The 17,506-nt window shown below is 44.6% G+C and carries 17 protein-coding genes; 8 read left to right on the top strand and 9 right to left on the bottom strand.

Annotation, left to right across the window (positions count from 1 at the left end; all coding sequences use genetic code 11):
• Window positions 1-23 precede the first annotated feature (23 nt).
• The gene (gene ftsE, locus O9X84_RS12410) at window positions 24-731 is read left to right on the top strand and encodes a cell division ATP-binding protein FtsE (protein WP_269520086.1); all 708 of its coding nucleotides are present in this window, start codon (window positions 24-26) and stop codon (window positions 729-731) included.
• Window positions 728-1,708 carry a permease-like cell division protein FtsX gene (ftsX, locus tag O9X84_RS12405; protein ID WP_269520085.1) on the top strand — a complete coding sequence of 327 codons (981 nt, stop codon included), beginning with the start codon at window positions 728-730 and terminating at the stop codon, window positions 1,706-1,708. Before ftsE ends, ftsX begins: the two co-directional genes overlap by 4 nt.
• 84 nt (window positions 1,709-1,792) lie before the next feature.
• Here ftsX and O9X84_RS12400 read toward each other — a convergent pair whose 3' ends face one another.
• A complete protein-coding gene (locus tag O9X84_RS12400; RefSeq protein ID WP_269520084.1) occupies window positions 1,793-3,034 on the bottom strand; it encodes an EAL and HDOD domain-containing protein in 1,242 nt (413 codons plus the stop codon).
• A gap of 269 nt (window positions 3,035-3,303) precedes the next feature.
• Window positions 3,304-4,530, bottom strand: a complete 1,227-nt coding sequence (locus O9X84_RS12395) for an EAL and HDOD domain-containing protein (RefSeq protein WP_269520083.1) — start codon at window positions 4,528-4,530, stop codon at window positions 3,304-3,306.
• Window positions 4,531-5,117: 587 nt separating this feature from the next.
• Between O9X84_RS12395 and rpoH the strand changes: the two genes are divergently transcribed.
• Complete coding sequence (gene rpoH, locus O9X84_RS12390; protein ID WP_269520082.1) at window positions 5,118-5,975, top strand: RNA polymerase sigma factor RpoH; 858 nt, start codon at window positions 5,118-5,120, stop codon at window positions 5,973-5,975.
• A 113-nt stretch (window positions 5,976-6,088) separates the two neighbouring features.
• Here rpoH and O9X84_RS12385 read toward each other — a convergent pair whose 3' ends face one another.
• The 3 genes from O9X84_RS12385 to pip form a co-directional block, all read right to left on the bottom strand.
• On the bottom strand, window positions 6,089-7,003 hold the full coding sequence (locus O9X84_RS12385) for a bifunctional GNAT family N-acetyltransferase/hotdog fold thioesterase (protein ID WP_269520081.1): 915 nt from the start codon (window positions 7,001-7,003) through the stop codon (window positions 6,089-6,091).
• Window positions 7,004-7,107: 104 nt separating this feature from the next.
• Window positions 7,108-7,545: a D-aminoacyl-tRNA deacylase gene (gene dtd / locus O9X84_RS12380; RefSeq protein WP_269520080.1), complete on the bottom strand. Its 438-nt coding sequence runs from the start codon at window positions 7,543-7,545 to the stop codon at window positions 7,108-7,110.
• Window positions 7,542-8,519: a prolyl aminopeptidase gene (gene pip, locus O9X84_RS12375; RefSeq protein WP_269520079.1), complete on the bottom strand. Its 978-nt coding sequence runs from the start codon at window positions 8,517-8,519 to the stop codon at window positions 7,542-7,544. Before pip ends, dtd begins: the two co-directional genes overlap by 4 nt.
• Window positions 8,520-8,720: 201 nt before the next feature.
• Here pip and O9X84_RS12370 point away from each other — a divergent pair, with 201 nt between their 5' ends.
• Window positions 8,721-8,963, top strand: coding sequence for a hypothetical protein (locus O9X84_RS12370; protein ID WP_269520078.1), 243 nt, complete (start codon window positions 8,721-8,723; stop codon window positions 8,961-8,963).
• The gene (locus tag O9X84_RS12365; protein ID WP_032094950.1) at window positions 8,960-9,598 is read left to right on the top strand and encodes a DUF2959 domain-containing protein; all 639 of its coding nucleotides are present in this window, start codon (window positions 8,960-8,962) and stop codon (window positions 9,596-9,598) included. Before O9X84_RS12370 ends, O9X84_RS12365 begins: the two co-directional genes overlap by 4 nt.
• A gap of 70 nt (window positions 9,599-9,668) precedes the next feature.
• Here the strand turns inward: O9X84_RS12365 and O9X84_RS12360 are convergent, their stop codons facing one another.
• Window positions 9,669-10,592: a virulence factor BrkB family protein gene (locus O9X84_RS12360; RefSeq protein ID WP_269520077.1), complete on the bottom strand. Its 924-nt coding sequence runs from the start codon at window positions 10,590-10,592 to the stop codon at window positions 9,669-9,671.
• A 209-nt stretch (window positions 10,593-10,801) separates the two neighbouring features.
• The gene (metF, locus tag O9X84_RS12355) at window positions 10,802-11,692 is read right to left on the bottom strand and encodes a methylenetetrahydrofolate reductase (RefSeq protein ID WP_269520076.1); all 891 of its coding nucleotides are present in this window, start codon (window positions 11,690-11,692) and stop codon (window positions 10,802-10,804) included.
• 161 nt (window positions 11,693-11,853) lie between these two features.
• Between metF and metJ the strand changes: the two genes are divergently transcribed.
• Window positions 11,854-12,183 (top strand): met regulon transcriptional regulator MetJ, encoded by a 330-nt coding sequence (gene metJ / locus O9X84_RS12350; RefSeq protein WP_269520075.1) that lies wholly within the window; start codon window positions 11,854-11,856, stop codon window positions 12,181-12,183.
• A gap of 148 nt (window positions 12,184-12,331) precedes the next feature.
• On the opposite strand, the gene O9X84_RS12345 is transcribed toward metJ, so the two are convergent.
• Entirely contained in the window at window positions 12,332-13,558 is a 1,227-nt protein-coding gene (locus O9X84_RS12345; protein ID WP_269520074.1) for a malic enzyme-like NAD(P)-binding protein, read from the bottom strand.
• A gap of 490 nt (window positions 13,559-14,048) precedes the next feature.
• Between O9X84_RS12345 and O9X84_RS12340 the strand changes: the two genes are divergently transcribed.
• Window positions 14,049-14,363 carry a hypothetical protein gene (locus O9X84_RS12340; protein WP_269520073.1) on the top strand — a complete coding sequence of 105 codons (315 nt, stop codon included), beginning with the start codon at window positions 14,049-14,051 and terminating at the stop codon, window positions 14,361-14,363.
• Window positions 14,364-14,463: 100 nt separating this feature from the next.
• Here the strand turns inward: O9X84_RS12340 and rpmE are convergent, their stop codons facing one another.
• Window positions 14,464-14,676: a 50S ribosomal protein L31 gene (gene rpmE, locus O9X84_RS12335; RefSeq protein ID WP_032094946.1), complete on the bottom strand. Its 213-nt coding sequence runs from the start codon at window positions 14,674-14,676 to the stop codon at window positions 14,464-14,466.
• 553 nt (window positions 14,677-15,229) lie between these two features.
• Between rpmE and priA the strand changes: the two genes are divergently transcribed.
• Window positions 15,230-17,422, top strand: a complete 2,193-nt coding sequence (gene priA, locus O9X84_RS12330) for a primosomal protein N' (RefSeq protein WP_269520072.1) — start codon at window positions 15,230-15,232, stop codon at window positions 17,420-17,422.
• Window positions 17,423-17,506: the final 84 nt, after the last annotated feature.

Raw genomic sequence — 17,506 nt, 5'->3', positions numbered from 1 at the left:
GATTGAGGCTGTAGGGTTATAAGATGATAAAGTTTGAGCAGGTAAGCAAAACCTACCCCGGTGGACAGCGGGCGTTAAGCAAGGTGAACTTTCACATTGCACCTGGCGAGATGGCGTTTTTAACTGGTCATTCTGGCGCAGGTAAAAGTACTTTGCTCAAACTCATCAGTATTATGGAGCGCCCTACTGTGGGTCGTGTTTTAATTAACGGCCACGATCTGAATAATATAACGCGGCGAGATATTGCATTTATCCGCCGCGATATCGGTATGATTTTTCAAAGCCATCAGCTGTTAATGGATAAAACCGTTGCTGATAACGTTGCGTTGCCCCTAGTCATAGAAGGTTACACGCACAAAGAAATTCGTAAACGGGTTGATGCTGCGCTTGAGATGGTAGGGCTGAGAGATAAAAGCCGAAGTCTGCCTATTACCCTCTCAGGCGGTGAGCAGCAGCGCGTAGGAATAGCCAGAGCCGTGGTGAACAAACCGCCTCTGCTGCTTGCCGATGAGCCTACTGGTAATTTAGATCCTAAACTGTCTATGGAAATTATTCGCTTGTTTGAAGATTTTAACCAGGCGGGTGTATCAGTGCTCATCGCCACCCATGATTTAGGCCTTATTGCTCGCATGCGTTACCGCACGTTAACGTTAAAAAACGGCCAAATGATCACTGACGGGCTGACAGATAGTGAATTCGCCGGCAGCCACCGCGAGGGAGAGCCGCGATGAGCATTCTTTTTAAAGGCCGAGCAAAAGGCGCGTCTTCTTCGAAAGTGTCAGTGCTGCAAGCTTTCATCATGTTCTTTGTGAGTCACATCAGGCAAGCATTATCTAGTTTAGGTGAGCTTTGGCGCCAGCCAGTGGCTTCGCTCATGACCATTGGCGTGCTCGGGCTGAGTATTACCTTGCCAAGTACCCTGTATATCATGGTTAAAAATACCGAGAAAATTACCGCAGGTTGGGAACAAGCTTCCGAAATATCGTTATTTCTTACGCCAAATATAGGAGCCAATCGCTCTCAGCAGTTGGTGACACGGCTTAATACATGGCAAGAAATTGAAAGTGTGGTGTATATTCCCGCCGATGATGCGCTAAAAGAGTTTCAGCATTTATCGGGGTTAGGCGATGCTATTGCCTACTTAGAGAAAAACCCTCTACCCGATGTGGTGCTAGTGACTCCTACCGATAAACATGCATCACCAATTGCCGCTCGTGCACTGCTTGATAAGTTAAGGCAGCAACGAGAAGTTGATATTGGCAAGCTTGATATTGAATGGCTGGAACGACTTTACGCCGTTATTGCTATAGCGAGTGACTTGGTAATGCTTATAGGCGTACTGCTCTTCGTTGCGGTTGTGTTGATCATAGGGAACACCATTCGTCTTAATATTCTTAATAAGTACGATGAAATAGTGGTTATGAAGCTGGTGGGGGCAACAGATGCCTTCATTCATCGCCCCTTTTTATACACGGGGTTTTGGTATGGACTTCTAGGTGGGCTGATGGCGTGGTTCGCCGTTATTATTATTTTATGGTGGATGGACAGCAGCATTACGACCTTTGCCGCGATGTACCAAAAAGAGTTTAATATTACCGGGCTTACCGGCACTGCTCTACTCACAATGCTGGGGCTTTCAGTACTAGTTGGTCTTCTGGGGTCGCTTATTTCTGTGCAGCGGCACGTGGGTCAAATAGAGCCTAAATGAGTCTGTTCGCAGCGTGTCAGTATCCATTTTGTAAGGAAGAGTAGGGAGTATCCTGCAAGTCCTTACTTATCCTGATTTCAGATGCTAGCCTTGCGCTTTTGCAGTTGGGAAATGCGATGAAATTGCGCTTCTAATGCCATTCCCCCAAACAATGGCTTGGTTGTACAACATGTGAAGCTGCTTCTGGTCAATATCCAGCAACTTGGCTTGTTTTATCACAGTCATCCAAATCGCACTTTCGAAGGCGCGAACAAGAGATGAATAGTTGTTCAGTTCTGTATTTTTCCCTAACAAAGCGTTATTGACATCGTCAGACAGCGGAAGTTGCTTAACGATATCGGTCATCGATTGGTCCAGCAGCCCTTCAAGCAGTGAGAATAGCCCAACCAAAAATGCGATAGGCGGGTTATTTTTAAAGCCTCGTCGCTCTGCCAATAAGTCAAAGAACTTCGCTCTTACCAACGACATGTGAATAATTTCAAGGGGTTTATCGTCGGCAATATTCGTCAGGCTAAGCAGCGCTATAAATTTCTTAATTTCTACCTCGCCCATATAATTTAGGGCGTGTTTCAGAGATGTTATTTTATAGCGTTTATTAATGGCTGGGTTGTTGATAAATTTAAGAAGTAAAAAACTTAACGTGGCATCACGCTCTATAATTTGTGTGGTACGGGAAATGTCAAAGTTCACTTTGCCACTTTCAGCCATCAAATCCACGATGTTCATTTTAGAGGCTGGCAGCTGCTTTAAAATTCGCGCTTCCGGCTGAGAAAAAAAGTAGCCTTGAAAGAAATCAAACCCAAGGTCGATACACGATGCAAAGCTATCTTGAGAGTCTACCTGCTCGGCAACGAGTTTTTTGTTGTCGTCATGATAGCGAGGGATGTGTTTTTCAATGTTTTCAAAACGGGCTTTAGATACGTCTACCTTAACAATATCGATAAGTGGAAAAATGTCGTGTTCAGAACCAATCATCATTGGATCGTCGATGGCAAGCTTAAATCCCATTTGCTTGATGTGCTGACACGCTTCATATAAGCCACTGCTAGTATCAGCCGGGTTGGCGAGTTCTACAACCACAGAGTCGGGGTTTAAGTTTGTGGGAAAGCGTGACACAAGGGTGTCGGTTGAAAACGTAATAAATGATGTTTTTTCACCGCTAATATCATCGAGTCCGAGAGGGTGAAAGTTATCGGCAATAAATTTGGATTTTTCTTCTTGATGCTCCGGATAGGCCCCACCTTTACCATCTCTGAAAATCAGCTCGTAGGCAAATACACTTTTTTCTTTATCCAGAATTGGCTGACGAGCTATAAACGCGAACATATTTTATCCCTGACAAGATGCAAAATGATATTTTTGCTGATGGACTTATGTGACTGTTAGCTTATAACAGCTTTTAATTATTTTTAGTCTGTTGAATAGGTATTATCGACCTAAATGATAAATTCTTCACTCTCTGCAGCCTTTCAAACAGTAACCACCATTAAAACGTTAATCCTAGTTTGCGAGGTTTGCGAGTAGATTATGACAATGGCCGGTTATACACAATACTGACACCGCAAATTAGCGCCTCTGCGTATGCGCCAAGCACACTAGGATTTATCAAGCGCGGCATTATGGATATGCTTAGCCCATTTGATAGCTTCACTATAATAGCTATGAAGCAGGGCCTGATTAACTTTGTGTTCGGCGGCAAATTGCTTAATGCCTGCCCATCTGGCCGTTTCAAAATGCTGAGACAGCTGCAGGCATTCCTTAAGTAAGTTGGGTTTTCCACACAGCGCATCTTTCACGTCGTTATCAATGGGTACCTTATTCACTAAGTCCTCAATGCGCTGCTCCATCATGGCGTCGAGCAGCGAGAGCAATCCAGCTAAAAAACCAGTATGGGAGTTTTTGTCTTTACTTACGGCCAAATACGCGAGTTCGCAAAACTTTGCTCTTACTAAGGCCATCTGCATGAGTTCTGTGGGCTGTCCATCACTTAGGTTCGCCAGGGCAAGTAATGAGAGAAATTTCTTCACTTCTACTTCACCCATAAAATTTAATGCGTGCTTGAGCGAATTGATAGTGTGGCGTTTATTAACCATTGGGTTGTTAATGAACCGCAACAGTAAATACGTTAACGAAGGGTCTCTTTCCATAATGGTTTTGACCCTTTCAAGGTTAAGAGAAGCTTCGCTACTTAAGGCTAGCAGTTCCAACATCGTAAGGTTGTTTGGGCCTAATTTGCGATGCCTTACTATTTCAGGGCGCGCAAGAAAGTAGCCCTGAAAGTAGTCGAACCCCATTTCCTTAAACTTATGGAACTCTTCGTAGGTTTCAATTTTTTCTGCCACTAACTTCATTTTATTCGCTTTGAAGCGTTTTACTAGTGCGGGAATTTCCTCATGAGCTATCTCTGTAATGTCAATTTTAACCACGCTAGTGAAGGGCATAAACGCTTCCCACTTACCATGCATATCGTAATCATCAAGGGCAATTGGGTAACCCAAACCGCGGATGTGTTTGCAGGCGGCCACAAGCGCATCATCTACATTTACCGTTTCTACAATCTCTATAACGACTTTGTTCGCATCTAACGAGGTAGGGAAACGGAACATGAGCGTATCGCGATGAAAATTAATAAACGCTTTTTTGTCGCCGGTTATTTCTTCGATACCAAGGCTAAGGTGTGTAGATGTGAGTATTTTAGAGGTTGCTTCATCGGGAGAAATATCTGGAAAGCAATTTTCTTCACCAACGCGAAAGAGTAATTCATAGGCGTAAACTTCCCTATCTACATTAAATATTGGCTGTCTTGCGACGTATGCAAACATAATTATCCTTGAGCAATCTTTCTCGGCAACGGTAGAGCGCGTTGATTTTTGTTTTTCTAATTTTGGTGGCTATACCCTAACGTTGTTTTTCTGCCGTTTTTACTGTGTGTACGTATGCTGAGCGAATACACGGTATTATAAGATAACGCAGTATATAGCGATAAGACTACATGCTGGCTTAAATGTGTACAACGTTTTACTCTACAATCTCTAATTTTTTGACGTGTATAGCCAATCATATCGCTAGGCCGCAGTTAGGTGGGACCAAAGGAGAACGGTTTGGATGAAATTGCGGTAAAATAATATAAAATATTGATAAGTACTTTTTAAAAAGCGCTAAAGCCCTCAACGGGCGTTGAATTTAGCGCATATATGTTGAAAACGTCGATAAAGTTATTTTATCATTAGCAATTGATGGTATGTTGACATGGGTTTGAACTTTTTTTCTAACTACTGGTCTTGATATAGTAGCGGTCGTCCCCATACCAACGTATTATCTGGGCTTCTTTCTTTTATTTAGGTCTCTCGCAGTTCTTATTGCATGTGTACTCATATGCAGTGGGGAACAGTGATTAATGAGGTGAACAATGAGCAATAATTTGCAATCTATGGCGTTATCAGTGCCACACAGCGGTAGCATCGAAGGCTACATGCAGGCTGTAAGTCGCATTGATATGCTTACTGCAGACGAAGAGCGTCAGTTAGCCATACGCCTTCGCGAGGACGAAGATTTAGAGGCAGCGCGTCAATTAGTGATGTCGCACCTTCGCTTTGTTGTGCATATTGCAAAATCTTATTCAGGTTATGGCTTACCACAAGCTGATCTCATTCAAGAAGGCAATATTGGTCTAATGAAGGCGGTTAAGCGATTCGACCCGACTGTGGGTGTGCGCTTAGTTTCTTTTGCCGTTCATTGGATAAAAGCCGAAATACATGAGTTTGTATTAAAAAATTGGCGCATCGTGAAAGTGGCGACAACAAAAGCTCAGCGTAAACTTTTCTTCAACCTTCGCAAAGCGAAAAAGCGTCTAGGTTGGTTTACCCACGCAGAGGTGCAAACTGTGGCAAACGAACTTGGTGTAAGTACCAAGGAAGTGCTGCAGATGGAAGCGCGCATGAGCAGTCAGGATCAGGCTTTCGACTTGTCAGCAGACGAGGATGAAACCGGTAATTTTGCGCCTGTCCAATTTTTGGAAGACAAAACCGCTGACGTTGAAACTGATGTTATAAACAACGATTGGGATACTGCGGCAAGTAAGCGTTTATATTCTGCGATTAAAACCCTTGATGAACGCAGCCAAGATATTATCGAAACCCGTTGGTTGGCAGACAATAAGATTACGCTGCAAGACTTAGCCAATAAATATGAAGTTTCTGCAGAGCGCGTTCGCCAAATTGAAAAGAATGCGATGAAGAAATTACAAGCTGCAATGGTTGCAGCCTAAGGCTACATCTTAGGTTAATTCCACTACACAGTATCAAAAAAAACAGTATCAAAAAAAAGCGCCTCACTTTATTACTGGGCGCTTTTTTTATGTCTTGAATTTATTGCTTATCTTTATTCTTTATCAGATGTCTCGGGTGGAAGCACCCAAAATACCCCTTCGAATTCTGCCACTGCCGTATCGTTATCGAGAATAGCCACGCTGAGTTCGAAACGCGTCTTTTTATTTTTTTGCAGCGGTGCAAACTTGCCAGACAGTGTTTCAATATTGCATATGGCCCTTGGCTTCATGGTAATTGGCTTATGATAATGAATATCTCCATCGCCCAATACAATATCACCACTTAAACCACGCTCTTTAAGCTGCAGATATATGAGTCCCCAGCCAGTGAGTGTGGCCAATGAAAAAATACTTCCCGCGAACATAGTGCCGTGAATATTAATGTTCTTGTTTAATGAGGCTCTGGTTTCCAGCGTTCGTCCCGTGTACTGATACAACTTAATACCCATGTGTTCAGTAATAGGAATGGTTTCTGACCAAGTTTCTTGAAGTGCTTTACACCATTTAGGATGAAGCACCAGCGTATTATTTTCAGTAAATTTTTTCACCATTTGCTGACGCTTAAGCATGCCTAGTTCATTAGGCGCCTCACGCTCAACCACGAATCCACAAGAGGCGAAGAAGTCGATGGAGATCTCGCGGCTGTTTGTCACTGCGCGCACTGCACCAAGGTCTTTAGCCACATTTTCGAGCGCAACCATTACCATTTGGCCTAAGCCTTTGCGCAAGTGGTCGCTGTGCACTGCGATATGTCTTATTTGCGCTTCTTCTGCGGTATTTAAATGTACTCGACCACAGGCCACAATTTCGTTCTTGCTATTGGTGATAATACGATGTTCAGCCACTTGTTCGTATTCATCTTTCTCTGAACCAGGGGGAAAGTTCCACGGTTGACGCAAATGTTCCCAACGAAAATGAAAATAGGCTTCAAATTCTGCATCACTTTTTGGTGTTACAACCTTGTACACAATAAACTGGCCTTTTTTAAAATCGATTAGGTATTTAAACGTAACCGCGCTATGGGTACAAGCTTAAATATATAAGCAAATAGAGGTAGCGCGATAGCTATTGCCTATACGTGAAAGTGGAAGGTGACTGGACCATCGTTAACAAGGCCAACCTTCATATCGGCACCAAATTCACCGGTTTGAACACGCATTCCTTTTTGTTTAAGCGCGCCAACAAAGCGTGAGTAAATATCCTCGCCATGGGCAGGTGATGCACCACGAGAGAAACCAGGTCGATTGCCTTTTTGCGTATCTGCCACCAAGGTAAACTGAGACACAACCAGTATTTCACCCTTCACCTGTTCAATATTCAGGTTCATTTTCCCATCGCTATCGCTGAACATGCGGTAGCGGCATAGTTTGTTGGCGAGCTTTTCAATTTCAGCGTCGCCATCGTCTTTTTCTACGCCTAGTAATACAAGCATTCCATGGCCGATTTCACCAATAACGTTGTTGTCTACGGTAACGTTTGCTTCAGATACGCGTTGAATTAGTCCTATCACTGGGTCTGTTCCTTGATAAATCGCGACATGTCTCTTGTTGCCCTGCAAAGCGCATAGCCAATACTAGGCTCTGAGGTGCTGTGACCTGCATCCGGTACTATTTGCAGTTGGCTTTGCCGCCACGCTTTATGCAAGGTTTCAGCAGCTTCCGTCTTACATATCATGTCGTAGCGACCGTGGATAATCGTGCCCGGAATATGCGCTATCTTATCAATATTTTCAATGATGTAGTTTTCAGGAATGAAGCATTTGTTGGACAAAAAGTGACACTCTAAAGTTGCTAAACACGTAACAAGGTGCATGGGGTAGTGGCAATGGGCGTCACCGACTCCTGGCGGCAAGCTCAACCTAGATAAACGTTCTTCCCACTGATACCAGCGTCGCAACGCGGCATGTTTAAGTACATCGTTGTTAGATTTTAAAATTGCGCTGTAATAATCGCATACTGCATTTGCGCTCAATGGCGCAGGGATGTCTTTTGTGAACTTGCGATAATGCTCGGGGAAAAGCTGGGCTGCGCATCCGTGTGGAGATAAAAACCATTCCCTGTCTTGTTGGCGAGCAAGAAAAACACCGCGTAAAATTAAGCCAGATACATGGGCGGTATACTTTAGTGCGTATAGAAGCGCAAGTGTTGACCCCCAAGAGCCGCCAAACAATAAAAATTCTGGAATAGCAAGGTGACTGCGTAGGGTGTCTATATCGTCTACGTTTAGCCACGTATCGTTATTGTTGGTATCGGCTAAGGGAGTGGATCGCCCGCAACCGCGCTGTTCGTAGCCAATAATGCGGTACTTGTTGCTGTCAAAGAAGCTTTTGTAATTAGGAGGGAGTCCAGCGCCAGGCCCACCATGAATAAAGAGGACGGGTATTCCATCTGGATTACCGCTTTGCTCAAAATACAGGGAGTGCCCGTTACCTACATCAATAAATCCGTCGTCATAGCGGGTTACATCCGGATAAAGTCGTTTCATTATATTTCTACGCGTTGTGCGAGTGCCTGTTTTAGTTTAATTTATTATTATGCATGCTGTCGCGTGCCGACACACTGTGCTGTGTTTAACAAGATGCGCAGTGCTTAACACGCTTTAACCGCCTAAATGATAAGGGGGTTGTTACCGCGCAAGTGTTACACTAGCTAATCATATTATAGTCATAAATGCGAGGATGTTTATATGGCAGGTCAAGGATCGGGTGGTAATGTCATTGCCGCTATCTGTAATTTTTTTATTCCCGGGTTGGGACATTTGGTCCAAGGCCGAATTTTAGGGGCATTGTTTTTCTTTATTACCGTGGGTGTGTCTTATGCGCTAGCGGCAACAGTCGTGCTTGCTATCATATTTTGGCCCTTAGGCGCATTACTGCATTTAATCAGTATTATCAGCGCAGCGCGCTATAGAGGTGGAGTAAGCGTATGAGATTACTAGCAACCGTGTTTGTCGCGGCACTGACTCTTACAGGCTGTCAGTCTGCGTACTATGCAGCTTGGGAGAAAGTGGGTGTAGAAAAGCGAGACATTCTTGTTGATCGCGTCGACAATGCAAAAGAGTCTCAAGAAGACGCGCAAGAGCAATTTAGCTCTGCACTAGAAGCATTTAGTGCTGCGGTAGCATTTGATGGTGGTGAACTAGAAGACGTTTACGACAATCTAAATGGCCAGTATCAAGACAGTGTCGCCGCTGCAGAAGAAGTAACGGCGCGCATTGATAAGGTAGAAAGCGTAGCAGAAGCCCTGTTTGATGAGTGGCAAGAAGAGCTAGAAAAATATCAAAGTGGTTCTTTGAAGCGAGATAGTGCTGCAAAGCTTCGTGAAACTCAGCGTCGTTATTCGTCGTTGATGAGTGCTATGCGCAAAGCCGAAAGTAAAATGCCGCCCGTGCTAGATGCGCTTCAGGATAATGTGCTTTATTTGAAGCATAATCTAAACGCCAGCGCTATTGGTGCCCTTCAAGGCGAGCTTTCAACCATTGAAGACAATGTTGCTCAACTGCTTAGCCAGATGAACTCTGCCATAGCGGAATCAGATGCGTTTATAGCGTCTATGAAAAACTAGGGTAGAAAGTACTTTATTTGATATAGCAAAATTATAATGACAAAGGGAGCCAGCTGGCTCCCTTTCTTGTTTATTTTTGCGCTTCGCTGTTAGAGGAATCTGAAGGGGGGGCGTCCTCTGGCACGTATTTTTCTTTATCAACGACGTTTTGATTTTCAAAGGCTTCGCCTAAACTGCAGGTAAACTCTGCGCCGAATAATACAATTATCCACGACAAATACACCCACAGGAACAAAATAGGCACAACGGCCAGCGCGCCATAAATGAGTTCATAGGATGGAAAGTTAGTCACATACAGTGCAAAGCCCGACTTGGTTAGCTCAAAGGCAATAGTGGCAATAAAGGCTCCACAGGCCGCGTGGCGGGCGTAAACTTGCTTATTCGGTACCATGGTGTACAAAATAGTAAATGCGAGCATGGCCGCGCCACTAGGCACCAAGCTCAGCAGCAATGTGCCAAGCCCTGGGGTGTATTCTTCGGTAAATGCGGCTAGACCCGTAAGGTAGGTACTAACGATAACGCTTGAGCCTATCAAAATAGGGCCCAATGTTATCACCATCCAATATATGGCAAAGGTAAAGACAATGGGTCTTTCGCTTTTTGTTCGCCAGATTCTATTAAGGGTTTTATCCACATTTGAGATAAGCATCAGCGCTACAAAAAGCAGCGACAAAATACCAATGGCACTCATCTCTGAGGCGTTACCCACGAAGTCTGTCATGTACTGATGAACAACGTCGCTGGCGGTGGGTACGAAATTGCTAAAAATAAAACGTTCTATTTTGCTGCGCACCGATGCGAAAGCAGGAAAAGCCGACATAATGGTAAACGTCACCATAATAAACGGCACTAGCGAGAGCAGAGTCACGTAGGCAAGGTGACCTGCAGATATCGTTACATTGTCTTCTTTGCAGCGATTGATGAATATAGTAAAGAGATCTTTTGCTTGCGGCTTTATATTCTCATAAATGGCTTTAACCCGCTCTACGTACACACTTGCTCTCCTGACTGCTATACCAACGTTTCAGCACGAACACTGAGTCAGCGCCAACGTTTAGAGACATTGCTGCTGAGGTGCTTGCTGAGGTTCTGTAATTTGATGGTAACTGCCAGCGGCGCTATGAGTAAAGGTTTATTCTAGAGCAGGTCGATGCATTGTCTCTGCATTTTGCCTGCATTGTGTCTGTGGCTTAATGCCGGCAATCATTTGCTGTCGCCACGCACCCCAAGCATATGGCAAATCGCGTAGCTTAACTCACTGCGATTAAGGGTGTAAAAATGAAAGTGTTTCACGCCTTCTTTTGCTAATACTTTAACTTGGTCCATCGCGATGTTGGCACCAATCAGGTTACGAGTAGCTTGATCATCGGTGTCTAAACCATCAAACATTTTATGTAACCAACCCGGAACGTGAACATTGGTAAAACCGGCAAATCTAACAAGAGTTTGATAGTTGGTGACTGGCAGGATCCCTGGCACTAAATCTAAATCAACACCCGCAGCAGCGGCGCGGTCTCTGAATCGCAAAAAAACACTGGTATCAAAGAAAAATTGAGAAATGGCCTCGGTAGCACCAGCTTCTGCCTTGCGCTTAAGGTTCAGCAGATCAAATTGCGCATTAGGTGCTTCAGGGTGCTTCTCTGGATAAGCGGCAACAGAGATATCAAAATCAGCCACATCTTTGAGTAAGGCGACTAAGTCTGACGCATACATTTCTGTGTTATTCATACCCGGAGGTAGATCGCCACGCAAAGCGACAATACGACGAATGCCCGAATCCCAATAGTCTTGTGCAATTTGCTTTAGTTCGTCTTTACTGGCGTCAACGCAAGTAAGATGAGGCACTGCGGCAACGCCGGTTTGTTGTTGAATACGCTTAACCACATCGTGTGTTCTGTCTCGTTCGCCACTGTTCGCACCATACGTCACCGACATATAACTTGGTTTTAGTGGTGCTAAACGCTCAACTGACTTCCAAAGGGTTTGCTCCATGGCTTCCGTTTTAGGGGGGAAAAACTCAAAAGAGACGTCAATGTCACGCAGTTCCGATAGGGACTGGTTGAGCGCATCAATGCCTTGTGCATAAGAAACCATGTAATTTTCTCTCTACTAGCGATATTAATAGACGTTTAGACGTCTAAATTAAAGAATATATGTCTAGACGTCAAGAGGTTTACACTGCTCAATTGACCTTTTCGTGAACTCGTTTAGAATTTCACTTCATAATATAAGTAGAATAAGATCGAATTAGTACTATGGCAGAATGGAATGGTAAATATATACACCCTTATGCAGAGCACGGTAAGAAAAGCGAACAGGTAAAAAAAGTCACTGTTTCAATACCGATTAATGTGCTTAAGGCGTTAACGGACGAACGCACCCGTCGCCAGATTAATAACTTGCGACACGCCACTAACTCAGAATTGTTGTGTGAGGCATTTCTCCATGCTTTCACAGGTCAACCTTTACCGAACGATGATGATTTGCGTAAAGACAACGGCAACAGAGTACCTGCAGAGGCAAGAAAAATAATGGAAGAGATGGGGATTGACCCAAGCTTCGAAAATGAGCCTACAGAAGAATAGTAGTGAACGCCTGCGCGTTGGATTTGACTCTGGTATGACTGCACGCAGCACAGTGGCGCTAGGTTTGAAGTAAGCACAACCTACTACAAACCTAGCTTTTGTGTTTTTACACTTTATTTCGCTTACTTTGTATACTTAAGCGCTACGACTACGTGTTTGTAATACCGGCAACCCCAGAATCGATGGCGGCTTTTGACACAGCACTAGCAATGCGTTCGCACAATCTCGGGTCCATTGGTTTAGGAATAATGTAGTCCTTTGAGAAACTAAGGCTTTTACTATTGCTTGCGGCAAGTACTTCGGCTGGTACTTCTTCTTTTGTAATTGCACGCAGTGCCTCAACAGCGGCCACTTTCATTTCATCGTTAATCGCGCTGGCTCGCACATCTAACGCGCCACGGAAAATAAACGGGAAGCAAAGTACATTATTCACCTGATTTGGGTAATCTGAGCGGCCGGTTGCCATAATGAGATCGTCTCGTACCGCATGGGCTAGGTCTGGCCTGATTTCAGGGTCTGGGTTAGAGCAAGCAAAAACGATGGGGTTATCGGCCATAAGCGCCAATGTTTCCGGAGGAAGAAGGTCTGGGCCAGACACGCCTACAAATATATCTGCACCTTTCATTACGTCTTCTAAAGTGCGTTTATCAGTGTTGTTGGCAAATAATGACTTATGTTCGGTTAAATCTTCGCGACGAGTGTGTATCACTCCCTTTCTATCAAGCATATAAATACGCTCGCGCTGTGCGCCACATTTTATGAGCAATTCCATACAGGCCACGGCAGCGGCTCCCGCTCCAAGACAGACGATTTTGGCATTTTCGATATTTTTTCCCTGAATCTCTAGCGCGTTAAGCATACCGGCTGCGGTGACAATTGCGGTGCCGTGTTGGTCATCATGAAAGACAGGAATTTTGCAACGCTTTATAAGCTCTTGCTCTATTTCAAAGCACTCTGGCGCTTTAATATCTTCAAGATTGATACCCCCGAACGTATCAGCAATATTCGCTACCGTATTGATAAACTCTTCGGTAGTTCTGTGTTTTACCTCGATATCAATAGCGTCGATACCAGCAAAGCGCTTAAACAGCAGGGCTTTGCCTTCCATTACCGGTTTTGAGGCTAGTGGACCCAGATTACCTAAGCCTAAAATAGCAGTACCATTACTAATAACCGCCACCAAATTGCCTTTAGCCGTATATTTGTATGCGTTGTCTGGGTCTTCAGCTATTTCTCTTACTGGCTCGGCAACACCTGGGCTATATGCAAGCGCTAAATCATCAACGCTGTTTGCGGGTGTAGATAGCTCAATGCTTATTTTTCCTGGCGTTGGCTTGGCGTGATAATCGAGAGCGCGTTGTCTAAAATCTGACATGTGAAATGGATTCCTTGAGTGTAGGGTTCATGGACATTGCTGTATTTTTCTTCTGGCCTAATTTTATTAGGCCTTGTTCACCAGACCTTTTTGAGGCTGTCTTCACAACACCAGCACACCGTTAAACGTTGCTTGTTTTCAGTATAATTAGGGCAACAAAATCAGATGGCTGTCGTCTGTGTTATTCTTTATGAAGCTTTCTTAGCAACACTAACACAGGCCGTAGCGGTGTACATATCTGATCAGAATTGCTCATAGTTCAGTACGCCTAATAAATGTAGGTGAGAGTCACTCGTTAGACCAGTAAAAGCAGACTATATTTGTCATTCACACTTATTATGTTAATTTTTGGTTTCATATTTCTGCTGTATCTATACGCTATCATCAAAAGGCCGGGCGATAAGGCTTTTTAACACTCAGTACGGGCGAAGTCAGGTAGCAACAAGCGCTATCACTACGCATAGGGGATAAAAAATATGAATGTGAAAATATGACAGAGCGTCGATTAATCAGTGAGCTTACGGAGGTGTGTGAGGGGCTAAAAAAGCAAGGTAATGGCTTTATATGGCTCACTCACTTAGGCCACTGGCGCAATCCGGAAATTGTGGCCGTGTTTGATACCGAAATAAACCGCCACCGTGCGCTTGAGCAAAACTGGGATGCAACGTTTATAACGCGGGTAGAAATAGCGCTGGAAGGAATAAAGTCTAAGCTTGTATCTGTGCGTTTTGATAGTGAGGAAGCGTGTGCAAAACAAAGCAAAGGAAATTGGGATACGCATTTAGCTAAAAGCGCAATCCACTAATGAAGAACTCATTGCTAAGAAAAGCAGGTAGTAAAAAAGCAGGCAATAAAAAAGCGCCCTAAGGCGCTTTTTCAACTCAATACTTAAAAAAGTACAAAGTTTATTTCTTGCTAAGTGCACCAAAACGCTTCTTGAAGCGATCAACACGGCCACCAGTATCAACGTTACGTTGCTTACCAGTGTAGAATGGGTGACAAGAAGAACATACGTCCAAGTTGATGTCTTTACCCATTGTAGAGCGGATTTTCATTACGTTTCCGCAAGAGCATGTTGCTGTCATTTCAGCGTATTCTGGGTGGATACCTTGTTTCATGGGATTACCTCACAATAAGGCCGTATCGCTATTTCGCCCGAAGCCAAACACCATACGTAACTTAATATTCAAATGATGAGCAGTTCTTTAAACAACTCATCGCAAAAGAGCGGCGGATAATAAAGGAAGCCGAGCCAGCGATCAAGGGCTTTATGAGTTTAAAATGTCCGTACTCTTTGTTGTGTCACCTTGATGTAGAGCCACTGTACCTGCGGTAACACGCCGCGATTACGAACATTTTAAATCTCGCTGAGTGGGGAATTATCTATGCGCACTGGTATCAAGTGATCAAAGCAAAAAAGATAGGGTCAAACAGATAGGTCTAGTACGGTAATCAGAAAACTATCTGAGATGGTTTTATGGCAGCGATGAAAACTGTGTTTAAATATCCCCTATATTAACTCTCACATTTCAACTCTCAAATTGATTGTGAGTATTCATTCTTGTTAACAGTGCTCGTTGTTTTAGTTCGTCGTAGAAGCTCGTCATATTAACGGTTAGCTAAGCGGCCCAAATAACAACGAAGACAGTAGCTTTAGAGATGCGTTCTAACATGGCCTATATTTGTGTTGCAGTGCCAGTGCCTCTGCGACAGTTGTTTACTTATACTCACCACTGCGATTTGGCCGCGGGCGTGCGAGTGCGCGTGCCATTTGGGCCAAGAAAGCTGGTGGGTATTGTTGTTAACGAGCCAAACAAAGACGCTCCTGAGATAGAGAATGCCGATAAGATAAAGGCCATTGAGACGGTACTAGATGAAGCTCCTGTCATCGATGCAGTGCTTTTGAAAATGGCGCAGTGGCTGTGGCAATACTATCATCATGCACCCGGTGAAGTGCTTCACACCATGCTTCCTGTTTTATTGAGAAAGGGTGAAACAGCGCAAGTATTGCCAGAAGAAAGAATACGGCTAACTGAAACAGGGGAACACACTTCATCTGATGAACTAACACGGGCGCCAAAACAAAAAGCATTTTTTGAGGCGCTACAAAAATCCAGTTTGTCAGCGCAACAAAGTCGAAAGTTATTTGGCTCGCCAGCGGTTAAGTCCCTTATCGATAAGTCACTTGCCGAAGTGGTTGAAGTGGTGCCTGAAGTGCGAGAGCAAGAATGGCTATCGACCATAACCATTGATGAAAAGCCCATTCCCGATACTGAGCAGTCTGTTGCCATTGCAGCGCTTAATCAGCAGCAGGGTAAATTTGCCGTCAGTTTGCTTGAAGGCGTGACGGGAAGTGGAAAAACTGAGGTCTACTTACAGGCCATCGAGCCTTTATTACAAGCCGGTAAACAAATTCTTATACTTGTTCCCGAAATTGGACTGACTCCACAAACCGTATCTCGCTTTGAGAAGCGTTTCAGTATCGATGTTGGGGTATTGCACTCCCAGCTGTCTGATAAAGCTCGGCTGCGGGTGTGGCAACGGGCTAAATCTGGTGAGCTAGGCATCATCATTGGAACCCGTTCGGCTATTTTCACTCCTCTGGCTAACCCGGGGATGATTATTGTGGATGAAGAGCATGATGAGTCGTTTAAGCAGCAAGACGGGCTTCGCTATCACGCCCGCGACTTGGCGGCGATGCGTGCAAAACAACACAGTATTCCTCTACTGCTAGGTAGTGCAACCCCCGCTTTAGAAAGCCTTAATAACGCTTTAGGTGGTCGGTACGCCCATTTACACCTTACTCGCCGAGCAGGTGGTGCAAAGAATACTCACCAGCACCTTCTAGATGCGCGAGATCAGCCTTTGTATTACGGTATATCCCAAGCGCTATTAACCATTATGCGCCAGCATATTAATGCGGGAAACCAAGTGCTGGTATTTGTGAATCGCCGCGGATATGCGCCTGCGTTACTGTGCCACCACTGTGGTGAAACGGTAACCTGCAAGCGATGCGACAGACCTTATACCGTGCATAAGTCGCACAACCGGTTGCAGTGTCACCACTGCGCTGGTACTAGAGCAATGCCTAAGCAGTGTGAAGTTTGTCACAGCGCGTCTCTTGTCACCGCAGGTACAGGCACCGAGCAAGTGGAAGACGGGCTGGCCACTTTGTTTCCAGATGTAAAACAGGTGCGTATTGATAGCGATACGGTGCGAGGAAAAGATAAGCTTCATCAAACGCTAGATGCCATCAATCGCCAGGAGTATCAATTACTGGTTGGCACTCAGATATTGTCGAAAGGACATCACTTTCCTCACGTTACGCTTGTGGCCGTACTTGATTGCGATGGCGCCTTGTTTAGTGCCGATTTTAGAGCACCTGAAAAGTTAGCACAGCTAGTGACTCAGCTTGCAGGGCGTGCAGGAAGAGCCAGCAAGCCCGGCGAGATGTGGTTACAAACTCACAACCCTCACCATCCGCTGTTACAAGATTTAGTGAATAACGGCTATGGCCATTTTGCCCGCCATGCATTAATGGAGCGAAAGGCGGCAGGATTACCCCCTTATATCAGTCAATTTGTGGTGCGCTGTGAAGCTGCTGACAGTGCATTGGCATTTGCCTTTTTAAGTGGAAGTCGAAATGTGTTTGCGGCGAGCAACAATGACATAGAAATGAGTGGCCCTTTTCCATCGCTAATAGAAAAGCGACAGGGGCGCTTTCGGTTTATGTTGATTTGTAGCCACAACAAGCGGGCTCCACTTCATAGCGTATTACGCCAGTCACTACCCTTTTTACAGGCATTGCCACAGGCGACAAAAGTACGATGGTCGGTGGATATTGACCCAACAGATTTCAGTTAGCTTGTTAGCGAGCAATACGTTAAAATTCAAAGACGAAAATACGCAGCATTAAAATACACATTTGGTGTTTTAGCGATAACAAGT

Origin of the sequence: Alteromonas sp. BMJM2, assembly GCF_027257845.1 — a bacterium.
GTDB lineage: Bacteria > Pseudomonadota > Gammaproteobacteria > Enterobacterales > Alteromonadaceae > Alteromonas.
This window is presented reverse-complemented; position numbering and strand designations above follow the sequence as displayed.

Excerpts from the sequence above, each read along its gene's own strand:
- O9X84_RS12370 (WP_269520078.1), top strand. The coding sequence starts at position 8,721 with ATGGCAGGTCAAGGATCGGGTGGTAATGTCATTGCCGCTATCTGTAAT.
- rpmE (WP_032094946.1), bottom strand. The coding sequence starts at position 14,676 with ATGAAACAAGGTATCCACCCAGAATACGCTGAAATGACAGCAACATGC.
- O9X84_RS12400 (WP_269520084.1), bottom strand. The coding sequence starts at position 3,034 with ATGTTCGCGTTTATAGCTCGTCAGCCAATTCTGGATAAAGAAAAAAGT.
- ftsE (WP_269520086.1), top strand. The coding sequence starts at position 24 with ATGATAAAGTTTGAGCAGGTAAGCAAAACCTACCCCGGTGGACAGCGG.
- O9X84_RS12340 (WP_269520073.1), top strand. The coding sequence starts at position 14,049 with ATGACAGAGCGTCGATTAATCAGTGAGCTTACGGAGGTGTGTGAGGGG.
- metJ (WP_269520075.1), top strand. The coding sequence starts at position 11,854 with ATGGCAGAATGGAATGGTAAATATATACACCCTTATGCAGAGCACGGT.
- ftsX (WP_269520085.1), top strand. The coding sequence starts at position 728 with ATGAGCATTCTTTTTAAAGGCCGAGCAAAAGGCGCGTCTTCTTCGAAA.
- pip (WP_269520079.1), bottom strand. The coding sequence starts at position 8,519 with ATGAAACGACTTTATCCGGATGTAACCCGCTATGACGACGGATTTATT.
- O9X84_RS12345 (WP_269520074.1), bottom strand. The coding sequence starts at position 13,558 with ATGTCAGATTTTAGACAACGCGCTCTCGATTATCACGCCAAGCCAACG.
- O9X84_RS12395 (WP_269520083.1), bottom strand. The coding sequence starts at position 4,530 with ATGTTTGCATACGTCGCAAGACAGCCAATATTTAATGTAGATAGGGAA.
- priA (WP_269520072.1), top strand. The coding sequence starts at position 15,230 with ATGGCCTATATTTGTGTTGCAGTGCCAGTGCCTCTGCGACAGTTGTTT.
- rpoH (WP_269520082.1), top strand. The coding sequence starts at position 5,118 with ATGAGCAATAATTTGCAATCTATGGCGTTATCAGTGCCACACAGCGGT.
- metF (WP_269520076.1), bottom strand. The coding sequence starts at position 11,692 with ATGGTTTCTTATGCACAAGGCATTGATGCGCTCAACCAGTCCCTATCG.
- O9X84_RS12365 (WP_032094950.1), top strand. The coding sequence starts at position 8,960 with ATGAGATTACTAGCAACCGTGTTTGTCGCGGCACTGACTCTTACAGGC.